Here is a 15,198-nt window from a genome sequence, read left to right as displayed (position 1 = left end):
CTAGTGATTCAGAGATAGCTATTATAATGCACCAAAACGAGAATTATATTTTTCTACGTACTAAATAAAACGCTAAGGAACCCATAATAACAGGTGCACCGAAGTCAAAGAAATGTGAAAAAGTAAAAGTAAAAAGAAAAAGAAATGGTATAAGTGTATAGATAACTGCTAGTCCTATAAATAAAGGAATTCCAAATTGAAACTCTCTACATCGTTTAATTTTCCTATATAAGACTTCCCCAATTAGACAAGCTATAAGAGCTGGTATACTACCATAAGTGACGATAGTTTTTATGAATCCATGTAAAACGTCCGGGTGAATAAAGCTAGGATTAAAAATATATGAAATTAAGAACCATCCAAAAATAAAAGCAAACAGACTTGCAGCATAACTAACTACAAATTTTATCAAAGTAAGCAACGTAATCATCCCCATAATTCCCCAATATTATCTTCATTGTATCATTTTCTCTTAAAAAGATTCCAAAAGGATTACTTGCCCTTCAGCTTTCTTTTTTCATACTTGTTCAAGACGTATTTTTTGATGTTATTTTGTATAAAAACCTTTTGCTATCAACCTTAGGGCGCTAAGAGGTTATATGTGAGGATTATTCCTTTAAATTTCTACGACTGTTCTAAAGGTAGGCATAACAAATAAACCTATTAACTAGGCATTTTAAAAAATATTATGCAACCTTGAAACTTTTTGACAACATATAATCATACACAACACCTAAAATATCAAAAACGGTTTTCTTTTCATACCGATGAGATTTTCTCCCGTTTTTCTCTAAAAGGTAAAACAAACGCAGCAAAACTTTTAATAATTCATGAATGCTCTTTTGTAGTCCCTCATAAAACAATTGATAATAATTCTTTATCATATAGATGGATTTGTATTCACTTAACTCTTTCTTTTTCTTATCCAAGAGTAACTGACGCATTTTAAACATCGTTGATGAACAGAGTAAAATACTAATGAGTTGCCCATATAAATGGCATTCTAAGCGTTCTTTCTTAATTTCTTTGCACCTGTCAATTTTAAAAAAAGATTTCCATATTTTGAACAAAATTTCAATTTGCCAGCGTAATGAATACAAGTCATGGATATGTTCCGTTGGAACATTTTCTGTAGAAAGACTCATAATATACACGTTGATCCCACTCAACCGTTTACTTCGTTCTTTGTAGGTAATACCTTTCTTCTTTTCTTTTTTTGCTTGTTCCTTTAACCTTTTCTCTGTTTGTTCTTTTGTTAATCGATGAATAATAACACGAGCTGGGAATTTTTGATACTGTCCAATGTGTGCCTCTGAAATCTCCGTTGTTTGAACAGGGGACAATTGATTCATGAGTTCTTCCATATCTAACTGAATATAGAGTGTCCCTTTCTTTTTTCCAAAATCAAATCCACTCACATGTGCTGATTCACATAAAAATACTGGTTAAATTCATTAATAAAACTTCATTAATAATGACTGTTACTGATATCGGAAGATTAATGGGTATCTTCCGTAAAGATAAAGCTACTGTATCTGAATAAAATAGGCACTCGAAAGAGTGCTTTTATTTTTTCTCAATGATCAATATTAATTAACGTAGTAAAATACTATTTTGAAGGGATTCCAATACATATTATTAAAATTAAAGCGGTTCAAGTCGGAGGAAGGCTCCTTAGGGTGTCTTTTCTTTATGAATAGAAAGCACGCCTATTTCCGTAGGTGTAGTAAATGGTAACCCCTATTACCATTTATTCAAATATTTCTAAGTTGATATTATATAATTTAGATATACTTAAATTGTATTTTTATTATATAATTAGTGCAAAAGAAGTTAGACTTTGTTATCATGTTCTACGAATTAAAATTATTTCAAGGAGGATTTTTTGTGTTTGGTATATTAAAAAAACAATGTCGATTCAATAAAATGTCGGCAATATCGTTAGGGATTTTTGTGTTTTATATGATTTTAAAGCAACTTATCGCACTAGTTTATTTCATTAGTGATGAACAGTTTGGCGGGATGAGCATTTCGTTTGACGCAATTGATTTGTTAGTTGTTCTAATAATTTATTTTTATTATCATAGATCTAAAGAGCCTTTTACAAATCAAAATAATTTTACGATGAGTTTGCCAAAAAGCTTACTTTTAGGTCTAGTACTAACTGTAGTATGTAAATCCCTACCGCTGTTACTAGCAGACTTTATAAGTTTTCAGTCATCTAATCAAGTTGAATTAGAAAGCCAAGTAACGTTACCTATTTTAGTCTTCGCATTTTCTATTGCTCTAGTAGCACCCATTGGTGAAGAATTTGTCTATCGTGGTGTTATACAGCATGGAATTTTTAAAAATTCCTGGTTAGGTGTACTTGTTTCTTCAGCTATTTTTGCAGGTATGCATGTTAGTCTTCTTTCTTTAGAAACAATTCCATATTTCCTTTTAGGAATTGGTTTAGGTTGTACTTATAAATTAACCGGGCGTTTATATGTGGGAATTATAATGCACATGATTAATAATTCGCTAGCAGTGATTGCTATTTATTATTTTTAACTAAAAGAATAAGAGAGAATATGCTACAGGTGAATATTAAGAAAATTAATTTGTTAATATCTTAACTCTATTTCAGACCGAACCGTCCGGTCTGAAATATTAATTCAAGTCAGAAGACACCTTTGGGTGTCTTTTTTTCTGCATTAAAAAGCCCACCTATTTTCTGAAGTGCACCCCAATTGTTAGACACAGTCTAACAATTGGAGGTGCATTTTTTATGGTTAAATTTTCTTCAAAAGAAAAAATCCAAGCGGTGAAACGATATTTAGATGGTACAGAAAGTGGAAAAACAATTGCTAAATCTATAGGAGTTAACCCTAGCGTACTTCGTGAGTGGATTAGACGATATGAGTCTTCAGGTGAAAAGGCCTTTGAAAAGTGCTATACATTCTACCCAGCCCAGTATAAACTAGATGTACTTTATTATATGAATGAACACGGGACATCTATCAGAGAAACAGCGGCACTTTTCAATACCGTCTTATGAAACACTTCGGAAATGGAAAATAGCTTATGAAAGGAGGATTGGATGCCCTACAATCAAAGAAAAAGGGGCGTCCAACCATGAAAGATAAAAAAATAAAACCAGTAGATGAAGGATCAATCGAAGCCTTACAAGCGGAAAATGAGCGTTACGTATGGAAAATTCATATTTAAAAAGTTGAATGCCTTAGTTCAAAACAAAGAAAAATCACCAAACAAGACAAAGCGCAAGTAATCTACGAGTTAAGGCATGAATTTCCTATCAAGGAGTTACTTCAACTCGCAAACATTCCACGTAGTACGTACTATTACTGGATGAAACATTTTAATCGTCCTGATCCAAATACGGAGGTAAAAGAACTGATTCAAGCTATTTATAATGAACACGATGGGTGTTATGGTTATCGTCGTATTCGTGATGAACTTATGAATCGTGGACACAAAGTAAATCATAAAAAAGTATATCGCCTTATGAAAGAATTAGGGTTAAAATGTCTGGTTCGTATGAAAAAATATCGCTCTTACAAAGGGACAGTTGGGAAAATTGCGCCAAATATTTTAAATCGCAACTTCCAAGCTGAAAAACCAAATGAAAAGTGGGTTACAGATATTACGGAGTTTAAGTTATTTGGGGAGAAGTTATACCTATCACCAATGTTGGATTTATTTAATGGTGAAATTATCACGTATACAATTAGTTCCAGACCGACCTATTCCCTTGTTTCAACGATGTTGGACCAAGCCCTTTATTGTGTAACCGATCCGGATAAACTCCTCATTCACTCTGGTCAAGGTTGGCACTATCAAATGAAACAATACCGTCATTCTCTTAAGAATTGTGGCATAACTCAAAGTATGTCTCGCAAAGGAAACTGTTATGACAATGCCGTTATTGAAAATTTCTTCGGTATCATGAAATCAGAATTTCTGTATCGAAAAGAATTTGAAAGTATAACACATTTCAAACAAGAGTTAGCAAAGTATATAGAATACTATAATCATAAAAGAATTAAGGCAAAATTAAAGGGTATGAGCCCAGTACAATACCGGGCTCATACCCTAGAGGCTGCCTAATGAAACGACCTGTCTAACTTTCGGGGGTCACTTCAATGAATACTTGAGGCTTTCTTTATATCAGAGAAAAAACACCTTACAGCGCTTGAAGATCTCCTGATTTAATTAATGCGGCCGTTACATCATCACCGAAAGTATTGAGACAGAATACTTGCTCGTCTACCTTATCCATCACTGTAGCTTCACCTATCACGCCACCTTGAAGTTTAATAAAATAGTTATGTTCTTCTACAATTTTACTAAAATCTCTATTTGCCCATCTTTCAGTAATTGCTAATAGCTCTTCTTTGTTCTTGAAATTGTTCCCGTTTAGAATATTTCTTACTTTCTCTGCATTCTTTTTGGACATAGGGGTTGCTCCCTTTCCTTCACACGCTTTTACTTTTTGATGAGTCATGCTATGCATAGCTGAAATAACTTCTTCTTCAGTAGAAGTTACTGTAATGTGAAGTTGTGCATTTGAACCTTTCACTTCTGCTTCATTCGATAGTATGTCTTCTTTATTAACCTCTGCAAAAACATGGTCCTCACTCTTAAGCGGGACTTCAGCAAACTGTAATATTCCATAAGTCATACCAGTTGCAAGTACTACTCCCCCTATAATAGATGCTAGCCAATACTTTAGCTTCTTATCCATCTTCACTTCCCCCGTCTTCGTTTACATACATTAACTAAAGAATACCATATTTAATTCCTTTTTATTGAAGAGTCTCTAATTTCTACTATTTAAAAATATTCTCATCGTCTAATGTAATACGATATAATCATTTTATAATACAAAAAAAACCATATTCTCATTCCCTATTTTTTTGGAGGTGATTGTCTTGAATAAAAACATCAATCTACTTCTTCAAATAATAATTGGAATTATAATTATGATCGCACCTATTCTCATAACAGGATCTATATACGATGTCACTAAATCATTTGGTGAACTATTAGTGGCAGAACTTATTATAAGAACACTTTCTCTCATTATTGGACTTTTAGTTATTAGTACGGCTTTGCATCGTTATTCTCAATAATTATTCATGTTCAAAAAATACAAATATTTTACATACCAATTCTTATGTATTAAGACATCAAAAACAAGTGTTACGAAAAAAATATAAAAAAGACATCTTTTTTAGGGAAAGATGTCTTTTTATATAAACCTTAATTCTCGTTCTGTAAAACCCTCGCTGCCGCTACTCCCTCTTTCTCTTCTTTTAAAAACAATGATACGATAAAAGCAACAACAATAAAGATTAACCCAAGTGCAAATGCCCCTTGGAACCCTGATGTTAAACCGTTTAACTTCTCTACTGGATCCAGTGGATTTGCGGAGCTTTCCATATAACTAGTTGTTCCTGAAGACATTTTCGAAATAAAGATAGCCGTACCAATGGCGCCAGCTACTTGCTGCAGCGTATTAAACAGTGCTGTTCCGTGCGGATATAGATCTGGTGTTAATTGATTTAAACCGTATGTTTGTGCTGTCATGACAAACATGAGTCCAACCATTAATACGCTGTGCATAATAATAATTTGTAACATTGATGTGTCAGGTGTAATGCCTTTAAATAAGAACATTGCAATCCCTACTAACACAATGCCGGGAACGATAATAACTTTCGGACTAAATTTATCAAATAGTTTACCTGCAATTGGTCCCATTATAGCGCTAATCATACTTCCCGGAAGCATGATAATTCCTGATTTAAAAGCTGTAACGAGTAAAACTGTTTGCAAGAACATCGGTAATAAAGTCATCGTTGAAAATAACGACATCATCACAATGACGATTAATCCAACTGATAATGCAAACATCGGAAATTTAAATGCGCGTAATTCTAAAATTGGATTCTCAATTTTTAATTGTCGAACGACAAAAATACATAATGAGATAAGCCCAACAAGTAAAGTGCCATACACTTTTGCATCGGACCATCCTAAGTCACCTGATGCACTAAAGCTATACACAAGTCCGCCAAATCCTAATGTCGATAAAAGGATAGATGGGTAATCTACTTTTGGTCTTGTTAACTCTGAAACATTTTGAATGTACTTCATCCCAATTATTATTGAAATGATCACGACAGGAATAACAATATAGAATAACCAGCGCCAATTTAGTGAGTCTAGGATTACTCCGGATAATGTAGGACCAATTGCTGGAGCTGCCATCATTACAAGTGCGATTAATCCCATTGTTGCACCACGTTTTTCAGGCGGACAAATAATTAAAATCGTATTCATTAATAACGGTGTAATTAATCCCGTCGCTACAGCTTGGACGATACGGCCGACTAATAAAACGGAAAATGTCGGCGCAAATCCCGCAATTAATGTACCAGCTAAAAACGTTACCATAGCGATTAAAAACATTTGCCTCGTTGTGAGCCATTGTTGAAGTAACGCTGTAATTGGGACTAAAACACCAACTACTAACATGTAAGCTGTAGAAAGCCATTGAATTGTTGAAGCTGTTACACCAAATTCTTTCATTAATACGGTTAACGCATTACCAAGTAACGTTTCGTTTAATAACGCAACCATTGCCCCTAAAAGTAATGCAATTAAAATGGGGGTATGTTTCATATTAGAAGTATCAACTTTGCCACTTACAGGGCTCTTAGTTGTCATATTCATTTACAGATTCTCCTCCTGTTTCTTACTTAAAAAACTTTAAATATACCTGAACACATGTAATATAATATACATATGTAGATTAAAAAGGGAGAATCAATTTTCAGCCACTGTATATTTAATCTACAAAAAAGGAGAAGTGTAGATGAATGATAATGAAAAACAACTTGATTTACGTATTAGACGTACACATAAATTACTATGGGATTCCTTATTTGAATTAATGACGCAATCAAAACAGAAATATAGTACGATCACGATTAACCAAATATGTGACCGCGCGATGGTACACCGAACAACCTTTTATAAACACTTCGAAGATAAAGATGCTTTATTAGCATTTGGATTTAAACGATACAGCAAGATGATTGTTGAAATACCAGTTTCAGATCGATTAAGTAAACCATTTCAAGTAATGGAACAATTTCTACACCATGAAGAAATCGGTAAAATATTAGAAACGCAAATGTCTGATGAACAATTCATTAACCGGACACAGTATTTAAGTCACGAAACGAGAAAACAAGAAATAGAAGCGTTACATCAACTGCGCAAAAATCATACGATGCCAAATGATTTAATCATTGAATTTTATTCAGGGGCAATCACCTCATTAAGCGCATGGTGGTTTAAAAATGAAAGAAAAGTTTCTGCTGCTGAAATGGATAGGTATCTTCACCAACTCATTAACCGGGATATTTTTCAGTTTGAAGAGGAATAAAACTACACCTTTTCAATCATGCAATCAAATTGACCACAAAATAGGAATATGATATATTTTCCGTAGAATACTATATAAGTGTGACAGCGAATAAATTGGCATATAATAAAAAGAAGAGATGCGCTAACATCTCTTCCCTAACTGCTACCGTATAGGGTGGTGGTTATTATACGTTACTATTTTTTACGAAACCCACCCTTTTGCTTCCTACGGCGCGGAGTGGGTTTTTTGTTGTCCTTACCCAGAAGTTGCTTCCGCAAAAAATACGCTGAAACTTCACGTACGGTCGCTTTTACAAATTCTTTTACAAGGTCAAACAAAAACTCCATATTATCACCCCCTTTCCTTCCAAATGGAAAGAAGGGATAACCACCCACCCTCACAATATGCAGTTGACTTTATTTTATCAAATGATTGTAAAGATATTATGTAAACAAAACAAATGAAATGAAATTTTATATAGAAAATATGAGTTTATATTATTTTCATTCTCTTCACTTAAATTTTCTTTTTTAATGAGAATTTTTCAGATGCTATCTTTGAATAAATAGCATCTAAAAAATGTTAAAAGGAATTTCCCCTATTGTCTTCTTATATTTTATGTAATCTACATATTTGACCTTTTCTACATCCTTTGATTACTTACTGAATATAGTCATACAGATTTTTCGCTAACAATAAACAAGTTACTGTAATGAAAAGAGCACGAACATACCCACTTCCTTTTTTTATAGCGAATTTGGAGCCGACAATTCCTCCAGCAATTTGAGCAATCCCCATTATGAAGCCATACACATAGTTTACTTGCCCTACATACATAAACATCAACAATGCACCAACATTACTTCCTAAATTAAGAAACTTCGCCGTACCTGCTGCTTTTAAAAAATCATACCCAATAAATAAAAGAGCGAACATTAAAAACGAACCTGTGCCAGGCCCTAGAAATCCATCATAAAAACCAATAGCAAAAATAAAAAAGGTAAAAATAATGACGTGTCGACCAGACAATTTTTTATGAGTGGAAATACTTCCCCAATCCTTCTTGAATATCGTATAAATAGCGACCACACCAAGCATGATCAGCATTAATGGCTTCAGTACTTCTGGGTTCATTAAATGAACGGTCCATGCCCCTATTATGGAACCTATGAAAGTGATTGGAAATAATTTAAACGCCGATTTCAAATCAAGATTACCAGAACGATAAAACACAATATTACTAGTTGCACTCCCCATTGTCGATGCTAATTTATTCGTGGCTACTGCACTTGCTGGATTCAATCCTGTAAATAATAAAGCTGGTAAAGCAATGAGTCCACCACCACCTACAACTGAATCAATAAATGCAGCTACAAATCCAAAAACAATCAAAATCATTAATACAGATGGGTCTAAATAAAAATCCATACTATTAACCTCCCCTTTAGTCACTATTCGAATAGTAACTAATAATTTGCTAAATGTAAACAGTTATTGTAACGTTGAAATATAAAAGCAAACATCGGAGGACGAAAAAAGTGGACTACATAGTGCAACAGCTTAAAAAAATTGGTTTCAATGAATATGAAGCTAAATCTTATGTATCTCTTGTTAAACAAGGGCCTGTCACAGCCTACCAAGTGAGTAAGGATTCGGGTGTCCCAAGAGCGCGAATTTATGAGATTTTAGGTAACCTTGTAGAAAAAGGAATTGTCATGAAGGAAGAAATAAATGACACCACTCGCTATTCACCTCTACCTGTTGAAATCTTTTTACAGAAGGCGCAAACAGAATGGCAGTCTACTTACGAAGGAATAAGTGATTCATTAAAAAAACTAGAAATTTCCGAGGAAAAAACGGATAATCGAGTAATTACTTTAAAAGACAATAAAACAATCATTAGCTATTGTCAGGCATTAATAAAAAAAGCAGAACGACGTATTGTCATTTCAATGTGGGATGAGATGTATGAAGCGTTAAAAGAAGATCTATCTGAAGTAGCTGATAAAGTTACAATACAAGGTATTACCCTGCATGTTGAAAATCCCATTAAAAATCTAGAAGCCCATCGCATAACACCTTATACAGAAACCTTGTCTACAGAACATTGGTTTATTGTATCGATAGATTCTAAAGAGATGATTTATGGACCATCACTTGAAGAGCGTAATATTGCTTTTTATACAGATGACCCCGTTCATATATACCTATTAGAGGATTATGTATGGCATGATGTTTTAGTAAATCGACTTGTCCGACGTAGCCAAGATGACTTGCAGCAATGGATTACGGCAGAAAGAAAGTCTTTCTTTATGGGGAAATAAGGAGTATATGAAAAGAATCAAAAAATAAAGCATAAGTGAATGAAATAGAACACTTATGCTTTATTTTATTTGCAAAGTGATGCTCCAGCCTTTTCACTATTTCCCCTCCACAAACCGCCCAAACTCCTTCAAAAACCTCAGCTTAAAACTACCAACAGGCCCATTCCGATGCTTTGCCACATGAATCTCCGTCATCTCTTTCTGCATCGTTTCCTTATCGTAATAATCTTCGCGATACATAAGCATAATAATATCCGCATCTTGCTCAATTTGTCCCGTCTCTCTTAAATCAGATAATAGCGGCCGCTTATCTTGTCGTGACTCTACAGAACGAGATAACTGTGATAACGCTACTACACAAACATTTAACTCACGTGCTAATAACTTAAGCTTACGAGAAATCTCACTAATCTCTTGAAATCGATTGCCCTTATGCTTCGGATCGCCCGTAATAAGCTGCAAGTAATCTACAATAATTAAAATCTTTTTATCACCGTGCTTCCTCTTTAACTTACGAGTTTGCATCCAAATATCTTGTACCGTAACGCCTGCATTGTCGTAAATCTCAAATGGCAACTCACCAATCTCCGCAAACGCCTTACTTACCTTCTCCCAATCTTCCATCGCAAAACGATGCTTCGGATTTTTCAGCCTACCTCCTGACACTTCACCTATGCAAGAAGCCATCCTTTTTAACAATTGCTTACTACTCATCTCTAACGAAAACAATCCAACCGCCACTCCAGACTTCGCCGCATGCAATCCAACATTAAGCGCAAACGCAGTCTTCCCCATAGAAGGGCGCGCACCAAGAACGACGAAATCACCTTCCTGCAATCCGCACGTCATTTTATTTAACGATGTATAACCAGTCTCAATACCAGTAATCTCTTTCACATCTTGATGAAGCTCCTCATACAAATCAACTAATGCATCCTTCAAATCAAACTCACATACAGAGTCCTTCTCCTCTAACTCACAAAGTGCCGTAATCGTCTCACCGATAACTTTCTCACTCTTCTCCGCAATAAGACGCTCTCCCATCTTGTGCCCGAGAACACCAGCCTGATACATTTTCCACGCACCTCGAACAAGCCCCTCATAATAAGAGAAGTTGGCAGTTGTAGGCACACCATCCATTAACCTTATAAAATACTCCATTCCGCCGATCCCCTCTAAAAACTTCGGATCTACCCGAGAAATGAACGTCACAAGATCAATCGGTTGCCCCTCTTCTTCCATTTTTCGCATTAACTGAAATATAGACTTATGTACTGGCATAGAAAAATACTGCTCCGTCAAACGGCACTCCTTAATAAGCTCTCCCTCAATTAATAGAGAACCTAACACCGTCTTCTCCGCCTCCACATTTTGAATACTCATGGCCGCCACCCGCGCTCCGCTAAAAAGCGCTGCAACTCTTCTTCAGACGGCGCATTCTTCTCCCACTCCTCACACCTCGCCAAAAACTCCTCTGTCTCCCCCGTACTAACAAACGACTCCTTCTTCCTAAAGCTCGCCGTATCCGCCTCAACCTCACATACTTTCGTAAATCCTTTCCCATGCCACCCTCTCAAAATCCCCTTCACATAAGCAACCGTCCGCTTATTATTCTCAAACGCAATTTGAAGAGCCTTCAGCACAAGCTCCTCTGACAAATCTTCCATCCACGCACTCAGTTCCTCCACAGTATGCGGAGACAAACTACCGAAATGCTGCTCATAAAACGTGAACACCTTACTTCCCGTTTCTTCCTCTACAACCTCTTCTTCCTCTGTCTCCTCACAAATCGGATCAACATCATCCACAGCCAATTCACTCGGCATACCGAAATGCGCTAAAAGCATCGGAACATTCAGCTCCTCCTCTACGCACTTTTGAAGAAACATATGTACAAACTCCTTATTCTTCACACCCTTAAGCTCACGAAGTACACACTTCTCCACATTCGTATTCGTCACAGGATTATAACGAAGCCAATTTAAAACGAATAACTCCCGCGTATCCGCATCATAAAGAATCTTTCCATAATCAACAAAGCGCTGCACAAGCTTATCAACAGTCTCCCTGTTATAACCCGTCTCCATCTCAGCTAACCGCTTCGGAAAAGGAAAAATCCCACACTGCGTCGTCTTCGAACAAGTCAGCAAATACACATAAAAATACCGCTCCTCCGGCGTCAAATCCAAAACAAAATCATCCTGCCAAAAATTCACCTGCACAGTACGATACACCGCCATCCCAATTCCTCCCGTCTCCGTTCAAAATAAAAACCTCTTCATAATATATATGGGAGGTTGGTCGGGTTTTTGGCGTGTTATTTTAAATTTTTTTTTACTACTACGGTGTTTGTTGTTGTTGTTTTTGTTTTTGTTTTTGTTATGTTTTTTCTTAGTGATTTATTACTTGGTAGGGGCTTGTAAGGGGCTTAGGAGGGGTTAGTTATCGGTTACTTCAATTAGAAAGACTCGATCTGAAAAGCCACCTCGTTCTTCTGCTTTCTTTTTACGGATGTTGTTGATTTCTTCTAGTGTTGTGCCTTCATGTTCGGCTAGGGCGTTTATTAGTTCTAGGAGGTCGGATAGTTCTTCGAGTTTGTGTTCTTTTGTGTCTGCTTCTAGATATTCGGTTAGTTCTTCTTGTGTTTTCTTGCAGATTTCTTTTATGTATTCATCTTCGTTTAGGATTCTTGTTATGGTTGTTTTTCCGTTAGCTTTTATTATTTGCGTGATTTTGTTTCGGATTAGTTTGTTGTAGGTTGGCATATGGGTTCCCTCCGATAGGTTTTTCTTCTATTATAATGGAAAAGCAGTTTAACTAGGTGTTAAACTGCTGCATTGCTTCTTTTATATAGTTTTCTTCTTCGGTTGTGAAGATGGTCGGAAATTCGGATAGTGGGCGGTTTGATTTTTGGATTATATCCTCTATATCGCTTTGAAGTATATCAAGATAGTTCGTTACTTCTTCTATTACATTGAAAAATTCCTTCAAGGTAACTTGAACGTCATGATGAATCGGATCCTTCTCTTCTTCCTTATACTTTTTCAATTTCCCTATCACATTCATAAATCGCCGATCAAACTTTTCTTTTAATTCCCTATTATTATAAAAAGATTGAACACTATCCTTTGAAAAGTGTTCCTCTAACCATTCCTTATTTTCTTTCTCCCATATAAAAGTTTGCAGAAAAGAAGAAAACAAAGCAACATCCACTCGTTCTTCCTCTTGAAACTTCTTCGTCATCTCATCCATATGCGAAAGCACCTTCGCAATTCTTTCTTGCTCTGCAAAAAGCAATTCTCTTTGAAAATGCATTTGTCTTAAAAATTCTTCAGTCTCAATATCACGCTGCAATATAATATTTTGAATTTCCCCAAGCGAAAAACCGAGATGCTTAAACGATTGAATTTGCTGCAGCACATACAAATCATCTTTCGTATATAGCCGATGCCCGCCCTCAGTATAATCGCTTGGCTTTAATAAATTAATCTTGTCATAATAACGAAGCGTCCGCACCGTAACATCCCCAACACTTGCAAACTCACTAATCATCCACGCCATATCATAACCTACTCCGATAACTTATCTTTCACATACTGAAGCATATGAGAAAAACTCATCTCATTCTGCCTACAATATTGAAACAAACCTACAACAAGCAATACAAAAAGAACATTCCCTCTATAACGATGTTCATACTCACTAATACCGTCATAAAAGTACTCATATTTTCGTCTTCGTAAAACGATATAAACTGCAATAAACAACAATGCAATCATAACGAAAAATCGCTTTCCCTTTACCTCCACTTCTTGTTTCATCATCTATTCTCCTTCCACTACATACTTATCTTCTTTAAATAACGGAATTCGAATGAAATAACGATATGGCTCGTCGCGTATTACTTTCCACGCAACAATGATCACTTGAACGACCTCAAAGGCAAACACAATCCAAAACAAAACATCACTAATACGCGAACTAATATTAAATAGAAGAAAAATTAACAAATGAAAGTTGAACGCCTTTCGGCAATGATATTTGTACACTTCATTTTTACGTGCCAGCGTAATGTACATGAATAGTGGTGAAAAGATTCCTATTGCGGCTGAGAGTAGTAGCATGATGATGGTGTCTCTTTTTTCTTTTGTAGTGGTTTTCATGAGTGGTTTGATCCCCCTTTTTTTGATTTGTCTTCTTTAGGTTAGGGGGTGACGTTGGGGGAGGTGCAAGGGGAATGTATAGAAAAAATCTGGTATCACTAATATAGATAAAATAAGGCCTTTACCTTGACAGGGTGGAGGTCATCATTTAAAGTTTCACATCCACGTTATTTACAAATAGAAAGAAGAGCATATATCTCATATGCTCTTCTTCCCATAGCTACTAATACAATTTATCCGACTAATATTTATCTAATCTATTTCACAATTACATTTATCATTTTTAAAAATTTCTCCACTTCCCCTAAAACTCCCATCGTTCCCAAAATATCAATCCTCCCTTTTCCATCTCCCACTCTATAATCCCTCACCACAGCAACCGTCATATATCGCCCATTACCAAACCTAGGTTTCTCCACATTAAAAGAAAAATTATGATTCCGTTCAATTAGCGCTTTACTCCACTTATCCCGAAGTTCTTTTCTTCTATGCTGATCAGCAACATATATTTTAAAACATAAACGTCCTTCTTCTAACTGCAAATACCGCCTGCAATCATTATCCTCTTGTTCATTCCACCATAAGGCATAGAACCCACCATTCGGATTAGCTACATACCCATATTGACCTTTGATCCCGCGTTGCTTTAACTCCTCATAAAACCCTTCCCAATCTTCACCTTTCCATTCGCTTAATGGAAGACTCTTATACGAATCATATTTTTTCTCTATTTCTCTTAAATAAAAATAGTAATCTAAAAATATTTGATCTTGAACTCCTCTATCTATATTCTCTTGTAAAAATTCAAGCATATGTCTTCTTGTAAACAACATATATTTTGCATCGATTACCGCTGAGTAATCACTTTGATTACCTATTTTATAGTAGATTGGTAATAGGTCGCTCTCTTTATATTTTTCTAGTTTAGCCACTTCTTCATAATAACGCTTTAATTGATTAGAATGCTCTTTTGTATATGTTTTATCTTCAATTAAAATAGCCTGATTACCGTTAACTTCAATAAGTATATCTAAACCTTTGAATTGTTTCGTAATCTTAATTTCTTTAATAGAAGTTGGAAAGTTCTTTTTATGTAAGTCATATATTATTCTAATAAAATCTATACCAGCTTCATGTAAACATTCATCAGTTTCTTTATAGACTGGTTTCGCCCACTCTGCTAGCAAACAAATAAAAGCATCTTGCGACAATTCACTTGTTCCATGTGAAAATAAATTCGGTCTCTTATCCATTACTTAATCCCCTTTGTATC

At 35.4% G+C, this 15,198-nt stretch carries 16 protein-coding genes and 2 pseudogenes; 5 read left to right on the top strand and 13 right to left on the bottom strand.

Annotated features, from left to right (window positions below):
* Positions 1–43 precede the first annotated feature (43 nt).
* Both AXW78_RS04710 and AXW78_RS04705 read right to left on the bottom strand, forming a co-directional pair.
* The gene (locus tag AXW78_RS04710; protein WP_061883846.1) at positions 44–430 is read right to left on the bottom strand and encodes a hypothetical protein; all 387 of its coding nucleotides are present in this window, start codon (positions 428–430) and stop codon (positions 44–46) included.
* A 256-nt stretch (positions 431–686) separates the two neighbouring features.
* Positions 687–1,394: pseudogene (locus AXW78_RS04705) on the bottom strand (transposase); the annotation flags it as partial.
* A gap of 493 nt (positions 1,395–1,887) precedes the next feature.
* Here AXW78_RS04705 and AXW78_RS04700 point away from each other — a divergent pair.
* A complete protein-coding gene (locus AXW78_RS04700; protein WP_180986086.1) occupies positions 1,888–2,550 on the top strand; it encodes a CPBP family intramembrane glutamic endopeptidase in 663 nt (220 codons plus the stop codon).
* 217 nt (positions 2,551–2,767) lie between these two features.
* A pseudogene (locus AXW78_RS31645) lies at positions 2,768–4,107 on the top strand (IS3 family transposase).
* Positions 4,108–4,183: 76 nt separating this feature from the next.
* On the opposite strand, the gene AXW78_RS04685 reads toward AXW78_RS31645, so the two are convergent.
* Positions 4,184–4,744 carry a PRK06770 family protein gene (locus AXW78_RS04685; RefSeq protein ID WP_000358641.1) on the bottom strand — a complete coding sequence of 187 codons (561 nt, stop codon included), beginning with the start codon at positions 4,742–4,744 and terminating at the stop codon, positions 4,184–4,186.
* A gap of 187 nt (positions 4,745–4,931) precedes the next feature.
* Here AXW78_RS04685 and AXW78_RS34240 point away from each other — a divergent pair, with 187 nt between their 5' ends.
* Entirely contained in the window at positions 4,932–5,132 is a 201-nt protein-coding gene (locus tag AXW78_RS34240) for a hypothetical protein (RefSeq protein ID WP_001038824.1), read from the top strand.
* A 130-nt stretch (positions 5,133–5,262) separates the two neighbouring features.
* On the opposite strand, the gene AXW78_RS04675 is transcribed toward AXW78_RS34240, so the two are convergent.
* Entirely contained in the window at positions 5,263–6,738 is a 1,476-nt protein-coding gene (locus AXW78_RS04675) for an MDR family MFS transporter (protein ID WP_061883843.1), read from the bottom strand.
* Between the two features lie 142 nt (positions 6,739–6,880).
* On the opposite strand from AXW78_RS04675, the gene AXW78_RS04670 reads away from it, so the two are divergent.
* Positions 6,881–7,456: a TetR/AcrR family transcriptional regulator gene (locus AXW78_RS04670; protein ID WP_000999312.1), complete on the top strand. Its 576-nt coding sequence runs from the start codon at positions 6,881–6,883 to the stop codon at positions 7,454–7,456.
* Positions 7,457–7,632: 176 nt separating this feature from the next.
* Here the strand turns inward: AXW78_RS04670 and AXW78_RS34235 are convergent, their stop codons facing one another.
* Both AXW78_RS34235 and AXW78_RS04665 read right to left on the bottom strand, forming a co-directional pair.
* On the bottom strand, positions 7,633–7,785 hold the full coding sequence (locus AXW78_RS34235; protein WP_000394757.1) for a hypothetical protein: 153 nt from the start codon (positions 7,783–7,785) through the stop codon (positions 7,633–7,635).
* Between the two features lie 313 nt (positions 7,786–8,098).
* Complete coding sequence (locus AXW78_RS04665; protein WP_000348433.1) at positions 8,099–8,866, bottom strand: TSUP family transporter; 768 nt, start codon at positions 8,864–8,866, stop codon at positions 8,099–8,101.
* A 110-nt stretch (positions 8,867–8,976) separates the two neighbouring features.
* On the opposite strand from AXW78_RS04665, the gene AXW78_RS04660 reads away from it, so the two are divergent.
* Positions 8,977–9,762, top strand: a complete 786-nt coding sequence (locus tag AXW78_RS04660) for a TrmB family transcriptional regulator (protein WP_061883842.1) — start codon at positions 8,977–8,979, stop codon at positions 9,760–9,762.
* Positions 9,763–9,858: 96 nt separating this feature from the next.
* On the opposite strand, the gene dnaB is transcribed toward AXW78_RS04660, so the two are convergent.
* From dnaB to AXW78_RS04625, 7 genes are all read right to left on the bottom strand, one after another.
* A complete protein-coding gene (dnaB, locus tag AXW78_RS04655; protein WP_061883841.1) occupies positions 9,859–11,145 on the bottom strand; it encodes a replicative DNA helicase in 1,287 nt (428 codons plus the stop codon).
* Positions 11,142–12,002 carry a DnaD domain-containing protein gene (locus tag AXW78_RS04650; RefSeq protein WP_061883840.1) on the bottom strand — a complete coding sequence of 287 codons (861 nt, stop codon included), beginning with the start codon at positions 12,000–12,002 and terminating at the stop codon, positions 11,142–11,144. Before AXW78_RS04650 ends, dnaB begins: the two co-directional genes overlap by 4 nt.
* 198 nt (positions 12,003–12,200) lie before the next feature.
* Entirely contained in the window at positions 12,201–12,527 is a 327-nt protein-coding gene (locus AXW78_RS04645) for a nucleoside triphosphate pyrophosphohydrolase (protein WP_061883839.1), read from the bottom strand.
* 52 nt (positions 12,528–12,579) lie between these two features.
* Positions 12,580–13,323, bottom strand: a complete 744-nt coding sequence (locus AXW78_RS04640) for a MerR family transcriptional regulator (protein ID WP_061883838.1) — start codon at positions 13,321–13,323, stop codon at positions 12,580–12,582.
* 8 nt (positions 13,324–13,331) lie between these two features.
* Positions 13,332–13,586, bottom strand: coding sequence for a hypothetical protein (locus AXW78_RS04635; protein ID WP_061883837.1), 255 nt, complete (start codon positions 13,584–13,586; stop codon positions 13,332–13,334).
* Positions 13,587–13,925, bottom strand: coding sequence for a magnetosome magnetite crystal formation protein family (locus tag AXW78_RS04630; RefSeq protein ID WP_061883836.1), 339 nt, complete (start codon positions 13,923–13,925; stop codon positions 13,587–13,589).
* Positions 13,926–14,182: 257 nt separating this feature from the next.
* A complete protein-coding gene (locus AXW78_RS04625; RefSeq protein ID WP_061883835.1) occupies positions 14,183–15,178 on the bottom strand; it encodes a PD-(D/E)XK nuclease family protein in 996 nt (331 codons plus the stop codon).
* Positions 15,179–15,198: the final 20 nt, after the last annotated feature.

The organism is Bacillus thuringiensis (assembly GCF_001595725.1).
GTDB classification, from domain to species: domain Bacteria; phylum Bacillota; class Bacilli; order Bacillales; family Bacillaceae_G; genus Bacillus_A; species Bacillus_A thuringiensis_K.
The sequence above is the reverse complement of the archived record's forward strand: the minus strand, read 5'-3'. Positions and strand labels throughout refer to the sequence as shown.